The organism is Streptomyces sp. SirexAA-E (assembly GCF_000177195.2).
Lineage (GTDB): Bacteria > Actinomycetota > Actinomycetes > Streptomycetales > Streptomycetaceae > Streptomyces > Streptomyces flavovirens.
In genome coordinates this window covers 2,401,361-2,416,090 of the sequence record NC_015953.1, presented here as the reverse complement: position 1 = coordinate 2,416,090, position 14,730 = coordinate 2,401,361, and the positions used below count along the sequence as shown (strand labels likewise).

15 protein-coding genes are annotated in these 14,730 nt (G+C 72.4%); 10 read left to right on the top strand and 5 right to left on the bottom strand.

All coding sequences use genetic code 11. The annotated features are described in order from the left end of the window. The first annotated feature begins 49 nt into the window (after positions 1-49). The 3 genes from iolB to SACTE_RS10675 are packed head-to-tail and all read left to right on the top strand — an operon-like array spanning position 50 to position 4,432. Entirely contained in the window at positions 50-976 is a 927-nt protein-coding gene (gene iolB, locus SACTE_RS10685) for a 5-deoxy-glucuronate isomerase (RefSeq protein WP_014046045.1), read from the top strand. Next, a complete protein-coding gene (iolD, locus tag SACTE_RS10680) occupies positions 973-2,883 on the top strand; it encodes a 3D-(3,5/4)-trihydroxycyclohexane-1,2-dione acylhydrolase (decyclizing) (RefSeq protein ID WP_014046044.1) in 1,911 nt (636 codons plus the stop codon). Before iolB ends, iolD begins: the two co-directional genes overlap by 4 nt. Positions 2,884-2,932: 49 nt before the next feature. After that, the gene (locus SACTE_RS10675; protein ID WP_014046043.1) at positions 2,933-4,432 is read left to right on the top strand and encodes a CoA-acylating methylmalonate-semialdehyde dehydrogenase; all 1,500 of its coding nucleotides are present in this window, start codon (positions 2,933-2,935) and stop codon (positions 4,430-4,432) included. A gap of 114 nt (positions 4,433-4,546) precedes the next feature. Here the strand turns inward: SACTE_RS10675 and SACTE_RS34380 are convergent, their stop codons facing one another. Together SACTE_RS34380 and SACTE_RS10670 are read right to left on the bottom strand one after the other, a co-directional pair. After that, positions 4,547-4,693 (bottom strand): hypothetical protein, encoded by a 147-nt coding sequence (locus tag SACTE_RS34380; RefSeq protein WP_019993754.1) that lies wholly within the window; start codon positions 4,691-4,693, stop codon positions 4,547-4,549. 8 nt (positions 4,694-4,701) lie between these two features. Further along, on the bottom strand, positions 4,702-4,938 hold the full coding sequence (locus SACTE_RS10670) for a hypothetical protein (protein ID WP_014046041.1): 237 nt from the start codon (positions 4,936-4,938) through the stop codon (positions 4,702-4,704). A 99-nt stretch (positions 4,939-5,037) separates the two neighbouring features. On the opposite strand from SACTE_RS10670, the gene SACTE_RS10665 reads away from it, so the two are divergent. The 3 genes from SACTE_RS10665 to SACTE_RS10660 are packed head-to-tail and all read left to right on the top strand — an operon-like array spanning position 5,038 to position 6,750. Further along, the gene (locus SACTE_RS10665; RefSeq protein ID WP_014046040.1) at positions 5,038-5,970 is read left to right on the top strand and encodes a helix-turn-helix transcriptional regulator; all 933 of its coding nucleotides are present in this window, start codon (positions 5,038-5,040) and stop codon (positions 5,968-5,970) included. Continuing rightward, entirely contained in the window at positions 5,876-6,091 is a 216-nt protein-coding gene (locus tag SACTE_RS33095; protein ID WP_078492613.1) for a DUF397 domain-containing protein, read from the top strand. The genes SACTE_RS10665 and SACTE_RS33095 overlap by 95 nt, the downstream gene beginning before the upstream one ends. 47 nt (positions 6,092-6,138) lie before the next feature. Beyond that, positions 6,139-6,750, top strand: coding sequence for a DUF4291 domain-containing protein (locus tag SACTE_RS10660; RefSeq protein ID WP_026359234.1), 612 nt, complete (start codon positions 6,139-6,141; stop codon positions 6,748-6,750). A 273-nt stretch (positions 6,751-7,023) separates the two neighbouring features. Here the strand turns inward: SACTE_RS10660 and SACTE_RS10655 are convergent, their stop codons facing one another. Together SACTE_RS10655 and SACTE_RS10650 are read right to left on the bottom strand one after the other, a co-directional pair. Continuing rightward, positions 7,024-7,626, bottom strand: coding sequence for a hypothetical protein (locus SACTE_RS10655; RefSeq protein WP_014046038.1), 603 nt, complete (start codon positions 7,624-7,626; stop codon positions 7,024-7,026). A 41-nt stretch (positions 7,627-7,667) separates the two neighbouring features. Beyond that, positions 7,668-8,102 (bottom strand): GNAT family N-acetyltransferase, encoded by a 435-nt coding sequence (locus SACTE_RS10650; protein WP_014046037.1) that lies wholly within the window; start codon positions 8,100-8,102, stop codon positions 7,668-7,670. A 131-nt stretch (positions 8,103-8,233) separates the two neighbouring features. Between SACTE_RS10650 and SACTE_RS10645 the strand changes: the two genes are divergently transcribed. The 4 genes from SACTE_RS10645 to SACTE_RS10630 all read left to right on the top strand — a co-directional run bounded on the left by SACTE_RS10645 (position 8,234) and on the right by SACTE_RS10630 (position 13,756). Next, positions 8,234-10,888, top strand: coding sequence for an alpha/beta fold hydrolase (locus SACTE_RS10645; RefSeq protein ID WP_014046036.1), 2,655 nt, complete (start codon positions 8,234-8,236; stop codon positions 10,886-10,888). Next, entirely contained in the window at positions 10,885-11,769 is an 885-nt protein-coding gene (locus SACTE_RS10640; protein ID WP_014046035.1) for an ABC transporter permease, read from the top strand. The genes SACTE_RS10645 and SACTE_RS10640 overlap by 4 nt, the downstream gene beginning before the upstream one ends. A 412-nt stretch (positions 11,770-12,181) precedes the next feature. After that, complete coding sequence (locus tag SACTE_RS10635) at positions 12,182-12,952, top strand: oxidoreductase (RefSeq protein WP_014046034.1); 771 nt, start codon at positions 12,182-12,184, stop codon at positions 12,950-12,952. Positions 12,953-13,009: 57 nt separating this feature from the next. Then, entirely contained in the window at positions 13,010-13,756 is a 747-nt protein-coding gene (locus tag SACTE_RS10630; protein WP_014046033.1) for an SDR family oxidoreductase, read from the top strand. Here the strand turns inward: SACTE_RS10630 and SACTE_RS10625 are convergent. Beyond that, positions 13,705-14,661, bottom strand: coding sequence for a LysR family transcriptional regulator (locus SACTE_RS10625; RefSeq protein WP_014046032.1), 957 nt, complete (start codon positions 14,659-14,661; stop codon positions 13,705-13,707). The genes SACTE_RS10630 and SACTE_RS10625 overlap by 52 nt on opposite strands. Positions 14,662-14,730: the final 69 nt, after the last annotated feature.

Sequence of the window (14,730 nt, the reverse complement as noted above, 5' to 3'; positions counted from 1 at the left end):
CGGCACCAGGACGAGCGGCCACGGGACGCGGAAGGGGTAGGGAGAAGGCATGACGACGCGCGACGATCAGCAGCGGTACCACCTGCCGGCCGGCCGGGCGGCGAGCGGCCCCTACACCCTCGACATCCACCCCGGGACCGCGGGCTGGGACCGGTCGAGCCTGCGTGTCCTGGAGCTCGCACCCGGCGGTGTCCATACCCTGGAGACCGGCGACAGCGAATGGATCGTCCTGCCGCTGGCCGGTGGCTGTACGGTGCAGGCGGCAGGTGTCGACTTCGAACTGCTGGGCAGGGAAGACGTGTTCAGCGCCGTGTCCGATTTCGCCTATCTGCCCCGTGACACCCGCGCCCAGATCGCCTCCGGCGCAGGAGGCCGCTTCGCCCTGGCAGGAGCGAAGTGCGAGCGACGACTCCCCGCTCGCTACGGCCCCGCGCCGGAGGTACCGGTGGAGCTGCGCGGCGCGGGGACCTGCTCACGGCAGGTCAACAACTTCGCGGCCGCCGACACCTTCGCCTGCGACCGGCTCATCGCCGTCGAGGTGCTGACCCCCGGCGGCAACTGGTCCTCGTACCCGCCGCACAAGCACGACGAGCACCTCCCCGGCGTCGAGTGCGAGCTGGAGGAGATCTACTACTTCGAGGTCGAGGACGACGGCCTGGGCTACCACCGGGTGTCGCCGTCCCGCGCGGACGGCACGGACGTCCTGGCCGAAGTCGCCACCGGGGACGCCGTCCTGATCCCCGACGGCTGGCACGGCCCGTCCATCGCCCCGCCCGGCCGCACCCTCTACTACCTGAACGTCATGGCGGGCCCCGGCGAGGAGCGCGCGTGGCTGATCCGCGACCACCCCGACCACCGCTGGATCCGCGACACCTGGCCCGGCCTGCCCGTCGACCCACGCCTGCCGCTGTACGGCCCGCCGCCCGGCACGACCGGCCGCTCGACCCCGCCCCAGGACCCGGAGGCCACCCGGTGACCGACCCGTCGCGCACCCCCTCACCCGCGTCCACCCGCAGGCTCACCACCGCCCAGGCCCTGATCACCTTCCTGGCCCGGCAGTACACCGAGCGCGACGGCCGCCGCCGACGGCTGATCGGGGCCACCTGGGGCATCTTCGGCCACGGCAACGTCGCGGGCGTCGGCCAGGCACTCGTCGAGGCGGGCCCCGCCATGCCCTACTTCCAGGGCCGCAGCGAACAGGCCATGGTCCACGCCGCCGTCGGATACGCCCGCCAGTCCGGCCGCCTCTCCGCGCACGCCGTCACCACCTCCATCGGCCCCGGCGCCACCAACCTCGTCACCGGCGCCGCCCTCGCCACCGTCAACCACCTCCCGGTCCTGCTGCTGCCCGGCGACACCTTCGCGGCCCGGCCCGCCGACCCCGTGCTCCAGCAGCTCGAAGTGCCCCACACCGGCGACATGTCGGTCAACGACTGCCTGCGCCCGGTCTCCCGCTACTTCGACCGGATCACCCGCCCCGCGGCGCTGATCCCGGCCGCGCTCCAGGCCATGCGCACGCTCGCCGACCCGGCGGCCACCGGCGCGGTCACGCTCGCCCTGCCGCAGGACGTCCAGGCCGAGGCGTACGACTGGCCGGCGGAGTTCTTCGCCGAGCGGGTCTGGCACGTCCGCAGGCCCGCCCCCGACCCGTACGAACTGGAACAGGCGGTCCGGGCCGTGCGCGCCGCCCGCCGCCCCCTGGTCGTCGCGGGCGGCGGTGTCCACCACAGCGCCGCCGAGGAGACCCTCGCCGCGTTCGCCGCCGCCACCCGCATCCCCGTCGCCTCCACCCAGGCCGGCAAGGGTTCGCTGCGCCACGACCACCCGGCCGACGTCGGCGGCATCGGGCACACCGGCACCGCCACCGCCGACGACCTGGCCCGCGACGCGGACCTGGTGATCGGCGTCGGCACCCGCTACACCGACTTCACCACCGCCTCCGGCACCCTCTTCGCCGCCCCGGCCGTCCGCTTCCTCAACCTCAACGTCACCGGCTTCGACGCCCACAAGCTCGCCGCCCTGCCCCTCGTCGGCGACGCCCGCACCTGCCTGGAGGAGCTCGGCGCCGCCCTCGCCTCACGCGCGTACCGGGTGGACGCCGCCTACGAGACGGAGTACACCGAAGCCAAGGACCGCTGGGAGCGGCGCGTGGACGCCGCGTTCGCCGCCCCCGACGAGGACGCCCGCCCCACCCAGGCCCAGGTACTCGGCCTGCTGGACGCCCTGGTCACCGACGACGACATCCTCGTCAACGCGGCCGGTTCGCTCCCCGGCGACCTGCACAAGCTGTGGCGGGCCCGCTCCCCGCGCCAGTACCACGTCGAGTACGGCTACTCCTGCATGGGCTACGAGATCCCGGCCGCCCTCGGCGTCCAGCTCGCCGCACCCGGCCGCCCCGTCTGGGCGCTGGTCGGCGACGGCACGTACCTGATGAACCCCACCGAGATCGTCACCGCCGTCCAGGAATCCCTGCCCGTCAAGCTGGTCGTCCTCCAGAACCACGGGTACGCCTCCATCGGCGGCCTCTCCGAGTCCGTGGGCGCTGAACGCTTCGGCACGGCCTACCGCTACCGGGACCAGGACGGCGGCTACACGGGCCTGCCGCTCCCCGTCGACCTCGCCGCCAACGCCGCCTCGCTCGGCATGCGGGTCCTGCGGGCCCGCTCCGTGCGCGACCTGCGTGAGGCCCTGGCCGAGGCGCGCGGCGCGGACCGCCCCACCTGTGTCCACGTCGAGACCGCGACGGCGGACGCGGAGTCGGGGCCACCTCCGGCCCAGGCGTGGTGGGATGTGCCCGTGGCCGAGACCGCGCACCGGCCGCCGGCGGCCGAGGCCAGGAAAGAGTACGACCGGCAGGTCGCGGCCCGGCGCCACCACCTGTGAACCGCGACGCGCACCCCGAACCGCCGCCACTCATCGAAGGAGCCCAGCCATGAAGACCCTCAACCACTGGATCGGTGGCAAGTCCGTCGAGGGCACGTCGGGCAACTACGGCCCCGTCACCGACCCGGCGACCGGTGCCGTCACCACCCAGGTCGCCCTCGCCTCCCCGGGCGAGGTGGACGCGGCGGTCGCCGCCGCGAAGGACGCGTACGCGACCTGGGGCACCTCCTCGCTCTCCGCCCGAACCGCGGTCCTCTTCCGCTACCGCGCCCTGCTGGACGCCCACCGCGACGAGATCGCCGCGCTCATCACCGCCGAGCACGGCAAGGTGCACTCCGACGCCCTCGGCGAGGTCGCCCGCGGCCTGGAGATCGTCGAGCTCGCGTGCGGGATCACCACCCAGCTCAAGGGCGAGCTGTCCACCGAGGTCTCCAGCCGGGTCGACGTGTCCTCGATCCGGCAGCCGCTCGGCGTGGTCGCGGGCATCACCCCGTTCAACTTCCCGGCCATGGTGCCGATGTGGATGTTCCCGCTGGCCGTCGCCTGCGGCAACACCTTCGTCCTGAAGCCCAGCGAGAAGGACCCCTCGGCCGCCAACCTGCTGGCCGAGCTGGCCGCCGAGGCGGGCCTGCCCGACGGCGTACTGAACGTCCTGCACGGGGACAGGGTCGCCGTGGACGTGCTGCTCGCCCACCCCGACGTCGCCGCCGTCTCCTTCGTCGGCTCCACCCCGATCGCCCGCCACATCCACGCCACCGCCTCCGCGCACGGCAAGCGCGTCCAGGCGCTCGGCGGCGCGAAGAACCACATGCTGGTCCTCCCGGACGCCGATCTGGACGCCGCCGCCGACGCCGCGGTCTCCGCCGCGTACGGTTCCGCCGGTGAGCGCTGCATGGCGATCTCGGCGGTCATCGCCGTCCGTTCGGTCGCCGACGCCCTGGTCGCCCGGATCAAGGAGCGCGCCGGGAAGATCACCATCGGCCCCGGCACCGACCCCGCCTCCGAGATGGGCCCGCTGATCACGGCCGCCCACCGCGACAAGGTCGCCTCGTACGTCAAGGGCGCCGCCGCCCAGGGCGCGGACGTGGTGCTGGACGGCACGGACTTCACGGTCGAGGGCTACGAGGGCGGCCACTGGATCGGCCTGTCCCTCCTGGACAACGTCTCCACGGACTCCGACGCCTACCGGGACGAGATCTTCGGCCCGGTGCTGTGCGTGCTGCGCGTGGACACGTACGAGGAGGGCGTCGCCCTCATGAACGCCTCACCGTTCGGCAACGGCACCGCGATCTTCACCCGCGACGGCGGCGCGGCCCGCCGCTTCCAGCTGGAGATCGAGGCCGGCATGGTCGGCGTCAACGTGCCGATCCCGGTCCCGGTGGGCTACCACTCCTTCGGCGGCTGGAAGGACTCCCTCTTCGGCGACCACCACGTCTACGGCAACGACGGCGTGCACTTCTACACCCGGGGCAAGGTCGTCACCACCCGCTGGCCCGACCCGGCGGACACCCCGGCCGGCGTGGACCTGGGCTTCCCCCGCAACCACTGAGCTCCACGCCGGGCCTGGACAGCGGGCCGCCGCATGGTCTCTCCTGTACTCCGTAGGGCCCGCTCCCTGCCGGGAGCCACTGCCAGGTGATACGTCACCGGCAGGGAGCGGGGGTCAGACGGGCCTGCCGGCACTCCACTTGTTGGCCTCGCGGACCTTGGCGAGCAGCTCCGCACGGCGCTGCTCGCCGGCCGCCGCTTCCGTGACCGGGTCCGCCTCCCGGTCCGCTTCCTCGGGCTGCGGGTCCGGTGCCTGTTCCACGACGCCGCTCACTCGGGGCGCCGGTGCAGGGCCGCGGTCAGCCGACGCGCCGTCTCCAGGTTGCAGCGTCCCAACTCGACCAGCGGTGTCGGTTCCCGCGCGGCGAGCGAGGCTGCGTCCAGGCCCAGCGAAGGCAGCGTCACCCCCACTGCGGTGAGTGCGTGCCACAAGTCCTCCCTCGCCGTCTCGGCTTCCCTGATCCGTTCTGCGGCAGTGCTGCCGGTCCTGCCTTGAGCTGTGTGCACGGGCGGTACTCCTTGGTGGGTCGAGCTTGAGTTGTTCCACCACTGAGCATCGGTCCGTATCGCTACGATCACCAGGTGTAGTCGTTTTCGAGGTGCCGAGTGAAAACGGGGATCGTCGTGCCCGCACCGAAGAAGCTCGACCCGGCGCAGTCACTCGCGGCGCTCTACGGGGCGATGCTCCGGAAGTTCCGGACCAGAGCGGGCTGGACCCAGCGGGAGCTGGGGGACAGGGTCCCGATCGCGCACAGCCGCATCGCGCAGTTCGAACTGGGCAACGAGACACCGGTTCCGGATGTGGCCGAGGCATTGGACCGGCTGGTCAAGGCCGACGGTGAGCTGATGGACCTGTGGCGGCACGTGGTGCGGACGCCGATTCCTGACTGGGCGCAGCGATACGTGAACCTGGAACCTCAGGCCGCCAAGATCCGCAAATACCAGGCCCAGACCGTCCCTGGGCTGTTGCAGACGGAGGCGTATGCGAGAGCCCTGCTCGCCGGGTCGCGCCCAAGCGTCGGTGCCGCTCTGGAGAAGCTGCTGACCGCGCGACTGGCCCGTCAGGCGATACTCGGCGCGGAGACGGCCCCCGTGTTGTGGGCCATTCTGGACGAGGCGGTACTGCGGCGGCCGTTGGGAACTCCGGACGCGATGAAGCAGCAGCTCGAGCACTTGATCGCTGTATCCGACCTGCATAGCGTGGTACTGCAGGTGCTAGAGCTCGACCAGGGAGACCACCCGTTGCTGGGCGGGTCCACCACGGTCCTGTCCTTCTCCGCGCAACCTGACGTGGCGTATGTCGAGAGTGCCTTCTCCGGCGAACTCGTGGAGCATCCTGGAACGGTGGCGGAGTTCGCGCTGGCGCTTGATCACTTGCAGGCACTGGCCCTCTCGCCCCAGGCGTCTGTCGACTTGATCCGCTCCATCATTGAGGAGAAGTACTGTGACCCCCGACTCCCGGCCCGCGTGCGACGCCGCCGCTTGGCGCAAGTCCAGCTACAGCAACGGGCAGGGCGGCGACTGCGTCGAGGTCGCTGACGGCGTCCCCGGCGTCCTCCCCGTCCGTGACAGCAAGCGCCCCCACGGGCCCGCGCTCATGTTCGGGGCCGCGGCCTGGTCCGCCTTCGTCGACGAGGTGAAGGCGCGTCGCCGGGCCTGAGGAAAACCAGGTGCCGGGACGCGGTGGCCTCGCCCATCCTGAGACGCATGAACGTCCAGGCCACCCCGCCCCGTTACGAGATCCGCGCCCAGCACACCGCCGCGACGGTCACCGTGTACCAGGCGTACCGGCCCGCGATCGGGCTGCCGGCCGCCCGTGACGGGCGGTTCCCGGCAGCGTGGAAGCGGGACCGGATGACGTGGGTAAAGCCCAGCTTCCTGTGGATGATGTACCGCTGCGGGTGGGGCGCGAAGGAAGGGCAGGAGGTCGTCCTTGCCGTCGAGGTCGAACGGGCCGGCCTGGCCTGGGCGTTGGCGAACGCGGAGCTGTCCCACTACGTACGCGGTGTCCACCCGGACGAGGCCGCCTGGAAGCAGGCCCTGCGGTCCGCCCCCGCCCGGGTCCAGTGGGACCCCGAGCGGGACCTGAACCTGAACCCGCTGCCGTACCGCTCGCTCCAGCTCGGGCTGTCGGGCGAGGCGGCGCGGAGGTACGCGGACGAGTGGACCGTGTCGATCCGCGATGTGACGCCGCTGGCGCGCGACGTGCACGCACTGGTCAGGGCGGGGGACCGGGACCGGGCCGCGAGCCTCCTGCCGACGGAGACGCCACTGCACCTGCCCGCACCTCGACCGCTACCGGTTCCGTCTGACGGCTGAGTGCGCCGCACAACCGGTGTGGGGCTGCGAGGAGTTGGCTGGGCTGGGCCTCTCGGCGTAGGGGAGGTGTGCCATGTGGGGCGTTTCGCGTGACATTCCGGAGTCGACGAAAGTGCTCAAGAACGACCGACCGCGCCGATAAAACCCTTGGTCACGGAGTCTGCTCCCCGCGCATGCGGGGATGGTTCTCCCGGTGAGAACGAGGACACCGCCGGTACCACCTGCTCCCCGCACGGCGGGGGACGAGCCCGGTGGGGCTGTCCTGCTCCGGTCTCACCGGGCTCCGTCTTCGCCCCCGCCGGGCCCCACCCACCCCGCAGCCCCCAGCACCTCCGCCGCGATGTCGCCCACCGTGCGGCCGTCCGTGGGGATCCTCACCGTGTCCGGTGGGGACTGTGCGTCCAGGAGGCGGGCCTTGCGGGCGCTGCCCGCGACTTCGCGGTCCAGCGCGGAGCCGATTTCGCGGGCCGTGAGACGGGTCAGGGTCGTGGTGTCGGAGGCGGTGAGCAGGACGCGGATGATCCGTACGCCGGGGCCGAGGGCCCGCTCGAACATCACGGCCGAGTCCGGCAGGACGCTCACCGTGTTCGAGTAGACGAGGCGGCGGTAGCCCAGCGCCGCGTACGTGCCCCACACCGCCGTCAGGTTGGCTTCCGTGACCGCCGAGCGGCGCGGGTCGCCGGGTGGAGCCGGGTGGACCTGGCCCAGGTAGTCGCCCTCGATGACCGCGTGTGCGACGCCCGCCTCGCGGAGCCGGTCGGAGATCTCCCAGCCCACCGTCGTCTTGCCGACGCCCGCCCGGCCGCCGATGAGCAGCGCCTCGGTGGGGCCCGGGTCCGGGTGGGCGATGCCGTCCGTGCCGTCGATGCGGTCCATGCGCGTACCCTGCCAGGCTCCGCGCGGCCCGTGCGAGCGGATTACGCCCCGCCCTCCGGCTCCCCGTCGCCGAACTCCCAGCCCAGCATGGCGAACACCCCTTCGTCCTGTGCCCCCGTCGAGCCGTACGTCGCCACCGCCGCCCGGTTGTCCCGTTCCACGCCGACCCACATCCCGTAACAGCCGCGCTCCCGCGCCTCGGAAGCCAGCGCCGCGGTCAGCGCCCGGCCGACGCCCCGGCGGCGGTAGGCGGGGGCCACCGACAGTTCGTACAGGCACATCTCCGTCCCCTTGTCCGGGTGGAGCATCTCGATGCCCGACACGAACCCGGCCGGGCGGTCGTCCACGTACGCGAGGAGCAGCAGGTGGCCGGCCGCGGTGAGGAACCGGGCCGCCCACTCCTCGCGCGGCGGGCTGTCGAACAGATCGCCGGCCGCGAGGAGTTCCTCGGTGGTGGTGGCGCGACGGATGCGCATCGGCGGGCCCTTCGGGTCGGCGGTGTACCGCGTGCGGAGTACGGGGTGGACGATCGGTACCCCTCAGGGAGGTCCGCAACCTCCCCCCGGGGCACTCCGGCACCCCGTGGGACAGCCCTTAGGGTCGGAGCATGGAGATTCCGACTTCCCGGTGGCGCCCCCGGCTGCCCCGCACCCGGGGCAGGTGGGCCGCGCTCGTCGCCGTGCTCGTCCTGCTCGCGGGCGCCGGTACCTGGACCGCCGTGGCCGACGACAGCGCGCCGACCGTGCACCGCGAGGACCGGATGATGCGGATGAACGGGGTGTCCGTCGACACCTCGTACTTCACGGCCGGTGGCTCGCGGCCCAGGCCCGCCGTGCTCATCGGCCACGGCTTCGGCGGCAGCAAGAACGACGTGCGGGCCCAGGCGGAGAAGCTGGCCGCCGACGGGTACGCCGTCCTGACCTGGTCCGCGCGCGGGTTCGGGAAAACCACCGGGGAGATCACCCTCAACTCGCCGGAAGCAGAGGTCAAGGACGTCTCCGGGCTCATCGACTGGCTGGCCACCCGGCCCGAGGTGCGGCTCGACGCCGAGGGTGATCCGCGCGTCGGCGTCACCGGTGCCTCGTACGGCGGGGCCGTGTCCCTGCTGGCCGCCGGGTACGACCAACGGGTCGACGCCGTCGCACCGATGATCACCTACTGGAACCTCGCCGACGCCCTGTTCCCCGACGGGGTGTTCAAGAAGCTCTGGGCCGGGATCTTCGTCACGACCGGCGGCGGCTGCCAGAAGTTCGAGAAGCGGCTCTGCGAGATGTACGAGCGGGTCGCGGTCAACGGGAAGCCGGACGCGGCCGCGCGGACGCTGCTGACGGAACGTTCCCCCGTCGCCGTGGCCGACCGCATCGACGTCCCCGCGCTGATCGTCCAGGGCCAGAGCGACTCCCTCTTCCCGCTCGACCAGGCCGACGCCATGGCGAAGGCCATCCGCGGCAACGGAGCCCCCGTCGCCGTCGACTGGATCGCCGGCGGCCACGACGGCGGCGACGCCGAGAGCGACCGCGTCCAGCACCGGATCGGCCAGTGGTTCGACCGCTACCTGAAGGACGACAAGGGCGCCGACACCGGGCCCGCCTTCCGGGTCACCCGCACCGGGGGCGTCGACTCCACCGACGGGGCGGCCCTCAAGCGCGGTGCGGACGGGCCCACATACCCCGGGCTGACGAGCGGCGGGAAGGAGGTCGCGCTCGAAGGGCGGCGGACGCAGACGTTCCGTAACCCCGCCGGGGCCAACCCGCCCTCCGTCTCCGCCCTGCCGGGCATCGGCGGCGGACTCTCCCAGCTGTCCTCGCTCGGCGTCGGGCTCTCCCTCGACTTCCCCGGGCAGTTCGCACGCTTCGACTCCGCCCCGCTGGGCAAGGCCGTCCGCGTCACCGGCTCGCCCACCGTCCGGGTGACCGTCAAGGCCGACCAGGGCGACGCGGTCCTCTTCGGCAAGGTGTACGACGTCTCCCCGGACGGCAAGCAGCAGGTCCTGCCGTCCCAGCTCGTCACCCCGCACCGGATCACGCCGGGACAGCAGGGCAGGCCCGTCGAGCTGACGCTGCCCGCCGTCGACCACGAGCTCGATGCCGGGCACCGGCTCCGCCTCGTGCTGTCCGCGACCGACCTCGGCTACGCGTCACCGGCCGAGCCCGCCACGTACACCGTCACCCTCGACGGGCCGCTCACCGTCCCCACCGCGCCCGCGGTGAAGACCGCCGCGGCCTCGATGCCGTGGTGGACCTGGGGACTCCCGGCCGCCGGGCTGCTCGTCGCCGCCGTCCTGCTGCTCACCACGCGCAGGCGCTCCACGGTCCCCGCGCCCGACCCGGACCTCGCCGAGGTGCCGCTGCGGATCACCGGCCTGTCCAAGAAGTACTCCGGGTCCACCGACCGGTACGCCGTCCGCGACCTCGGCTTCCAGGTCGAGAAGGGGCAGGTCCTGGGCCTGCTCGGGCCGAACGGGGCAGGCAAGACCACCACCCTGCGGATGCTGATGGGGCTCATCGCCCCCGATGCCGGTGAGATCCGGGTCTTTGGGCACGCCATCCGCCCCGGGGCGCCCGTGCTGTCCCGGGTCGGGTCCTTCGTCGAAGGCGCGGGCTTCCTGCCGCACCTGTCCGGCCGCGCCAACCTGGAGCTGTACTGGCAGGCCACCGGGCGGCCCGCCGAGGACGCGCGCCTGGACGAGGCCCTGGAGATCGCCGGGCTCGGCGACGCCCTGGCCCGTGCCGTGCGCACCTACTCCCAGGGGATGCGCCAGAGGCTGGCCATCGCCCAGGCCATGCTCGGCATGCCGGACCTGCTCATCCTCGACGAACCGACCAACGGCCTCGACCCGCCCCAGATCCGGGAGATGCGGGACGTGATGATCCGGTACGCGGCCGGCGGCCGCACCGTGATCGTCTCCAGCCACCTGCTCTCCGAGGTCGAACAGTCCTGCACCCACCTCGTCGTCATGGACCGGGGCCGGCTCGTCCAGGCCGGGCCCGTCGCCGAGATCACGGGTTCCGGCGACATGATCCTGGTGACCACCGCCGGGGAGGTGTCCGAACCGCTCGCGGAGAAGGTCGCCGTGCTGCCCGGAGTCGGCTCCGCCGTCCGCACCGACGACCGGCGCGGGCTGCTCGTCCGGCTCGACGGGGCGACCGTCCCCGGCCTCGTCGCCGAACTCGTCCGGCTCGACGTGCCGGTGACCGGCGTCGGACCGCACCGCCGCCTGGAGGACGCCTTCCTCACCCTCATCTCCGGAGGTTCCGCATGAGCCCCGCCACCGAGCTGCAGAGCCTCGCCGAAGCCCCCGGCTACCAGGCCCGCCGCACCCTGCCGCTGCGCGTCGAGGCGATGCGGCAGCTGCGCAGGCGCCGCACCCTGCTCATGGGCGGGGTGCTGGCCGCCCTGCCGTTCGTGCTGGTCATCGCCTTCGCGATCGGCGGCACACCCGGGGGCGAAGGGGGCGGCCGAGGCGGCTCGCGCATCAACCTCATGGACGTCGCCACCGACTCCGCCGCCAACTTCGCCGCCGTCAACCTGTTCGTCTCCGCCGGCTTCCTGCTGGTGGTGCCGGTGGCACTGTTCTGCGGGGACACCGTCGCCTCAGAGGCGAGCTGGTCCTCGCTGCGCTACCTGCTGGCGGCACCCGTGCCCCGGGCCCGGCTGCTGTGGAGCAAGCTGGTCGTCGCGCTCGGCTTCAGCCTGGCCGCGATGGTGCTGCTGCCGCTCGTCGCCCTGGCGGTGGGCGTGGCCGCGTACGGCTGGGGGCCGCTGAGGCTGCCCACCGGCGGGGCGCTCGCCACGGCCGACACCGTGCCGCGCCTGGCCCTGGTGGTCGTGTTCGTCTTCGTCTCCCAACTCGTGACGGCCGGGCTGGCGTTCTGGCTGTCGACCAGGACCGACGCACCGCTCGGCGCGGTCGGCGGTGCCGTCGGGCTCACCATCGTCGGCAACGTCCTGGACGCCGTGACCGCACTCGGCTCCTGGCGCGAATTCCTGCCCGCGCACTGGCAGTTCGCCTGGGCCGACGCGCTCCAGCCGGACCTGGAGTGGAGCGGGATGGTGAAGGGCGCGGCGGTCTCGGTGACGTATGCCCTGATCCTGTTCGCCCTGGCCTTCCGGGGGTTCAGCCGTAAGGACATCGTGTCCTGAGCCCCGGAACACCGGGGGAGGACGAGCCCGGCCGAAGGAACCGTACGGGCTCGCACGGTGTGCGGAAGTCGCCGCGCGAGCCCGGTCCTTCGCACCGCCATGGGCGCCACGTCCTCCGTACCGCTGACGGCCGCCGTGATCGTGACCGTCTTCAGGCCGGCTTCCTGTCTGCCTTCCCGGTCGCGGTCATGCCCGGTCCCGCGGCCCTGCCCGGCGACGGGCCCACCGGGATGCCATAGGAGTTCCCTATGTCGCCTGCTGGTATTTCCTCTTTGCCTTTCATTGTTTTCCGGACGTAGCGTGAAACAGGTCGGCGAGGCGCGCACCGCGATCGATTCGAAGAATCGCACTCCATGCACTTCGCCCCTTCATTCGTCGAGTGGACGAATACGCAATCGAAAGGAACGGCGACATGGCCGCAGCAATGGAGAACGCGGGAACGCGTGAGCTCGCGGGAAAGCGGGCCGTGGTCACGGGCGGTTCGCGCGGAATCGGAGCGGCGATCGTGCGCCGGCTCCTGGACGCCGGTGCCGAGGTGCTCACCACCGCCAGGTCGAAGACGGGCACGGTGCCGGAAGGCGCCGCCTTCGTGGAGGCCGATGTGCGGACACGGGCCGGAGCGGAGGCGGTCGCCGAGGCCGCGCGGGAGACGCTCGGCGGGGTGGACGTCCTGGTCCACAACGCCGGTGGAGCACGGCCGTTCACCAGTGCCCTGGCCATCCCGGACGAGGAGTGGCAGGACCAGCTCGACCTGAACTACCTGGCATCGGTGAGGCTGGACGCGCTGCTGGTCCCCGGGATGCGTGAGCGGCGTTCGGGCGCGGTCGTACACGTCTCCTCCGCCGCCGTCCCCACCTCGGCACCGCCGTTCCTGCACTACACGGCGGCGAAGGCGGCGCTGGAGAACTACAGCCGGGGACTGGCCCTGGAAGCGGCCCCGTTCGGGGTCCGGGTCAACGCGGTGTCCCCCGGCAGGACCGCCACCCCCGGCGGCGAGGCGACGCGGGAGTTGTGGGCGAGCATCCACGAGGGGCCGGGCCAGGACGACACGGCCCCTCCGCTGGGTCGCGAGGGCCGGCCCGAGGACATCGCCGACGCGGTGCTGTTCCTCGTGTCGGACCGGGCGAGCTGGCTGACCGGACGGAATCTGACCGTGGACGGCGGTGAATTCCCCGTGGGGTGACGCCGGTGAAATCGAAGGAGGAATTCGGCGAAGAGAGCAAGGAGCGAGGGACCGGAAATGAATGAAAAGTACAGCGGTAAGAACGTCGTGATCACGGGCGGCGGGAGCGGCATCGGCTTCGCGACGGCGAAGCTGTTGGTGGACGCCGGAGCCCGCGTGGTGATCACCGGCCGTTCCCGGGCCACACTCGACGCCGCGACAAAACGCCTCGGCAGGAACGCGACGGCCGTCCGGAGCGACGTGTCCTCACTGCCCGACCTGGACGCCCTGGCGGCCCGTGTACGAGACGAACTCGGCACGCTGGACGCCCTGTTCGTCAACGCCGGCATCACCAGCGCCATGCCCTTCGAGTCGACGACCGAGGAGATGTACGACGAATCCTTCGCGATCAACGTCAAGGGCGCCTTCTTCACCGTCCAGAAGCTCGCACCGCTGCTGAACACGGGCGCCGGTGTCGTCCTCACCACCTCGGTCGCCAACGTCATGGGCATGCAGGAGACCAGCGTCTACGCCGCCGGCAAGGCGGCGCTGCGCTCGATGGCCCGCAGTCTCTCCCGCGAGCTCCTCCCGCGGGGGATCCGCGTCAACGCGATCAGCCCCGGCCCCATCGACACGGGGTCCCTGGAGAACGCGATGGGCAAGGAAGCCGCCGATCAGTTCAAGGCGCAACGGGTCGCGGAGAACCCGATGCGACGTTTCGGGACCCCGGAAGAGGTCGCCGGAGCGGTGGCGTTCCTGGCCTTCGACGCCACTTACACCACAGGGACCGAGCTCGTGGTGGACGGAGGCGTGACCCAGCTGTGAGCGGGGTCCGACCCGTCTCCCGGGAAGCCGGCGGAGTGCCAGGTCTCCTGACGCAGGAATTCGAGCAGGGCCGTCTCGGCCGGGCCCGCGTCGGGCCGGATCGCGGCGACCGTGGGTATCGAAACGGCGGGAAGGACGGGACGCGTGAGGTGCTCGAACCCGGGAGGCACCGCGGAGGCCGGGACGAGGGTCACCCCCAGGCCGTTCGAGGCCCAGCGCACGGCCGTCGCCGTCTGGGAGACGCGGGCGACCGTGGTCGGGGCCAGCTCGTTGTCCCGCAGCACGTCCCGCAGTACGCCGTCGAGCGCGCTGCCCTGGTCGAACCTGATCCACGGCTCCCGCGCCACGGCGCGCAGCTCGACCCGGTCCTCGGCGAGCTGTGCGTGCTCGGGACCCAGCACCACGACGAACTCCTCGTCGCCCAGGTGGTGGCCCCTGTACAGGCCCTCCCCGCACGGTCCGCCGATCAGTCCGAGGTCCACCGCTCCCCGGCGCGCCAGCCGCTCCAGCTCGACGGGGTTCGCCTCCTCGAACACGGTGATCTCCAGCCGCGGGAAACGGCGGCGCAGCGCGCGCAGCGCGCCCGGCAGCTGCCGCGTGCCCAGCCCCATCTGCGCCGCGACCACCAGCTCGCCCTCCAGCTCGTCGGCACCGGCCCGCGCCGTCGCCTTCGCCCGTCGCGCCGCCCGCACGGCGACCTCGGCGTCCCGCAGGAACGAGCGACCGACCGCGGTGGGCACCAGCCCGGTGGGCGTGCGGGCGAACAGCGTCACGCCGAGGTCCCGCTCCAGGCCGCGGATCTGCTGGGACACCGACGGCTGGGCGACATGCAGCAGCTCCGCCGCCGCCGTCACCGAGCCCTCCTCGGCGACGGCCAGGGCGTACTCGAATTGGCGCAGACTCATCGGCTCCCGCTTCCTCCCCGCGGTGGCCCTCGGCGCACCCCGCTGTGATGGTGGGTAACCCGGTTTCGC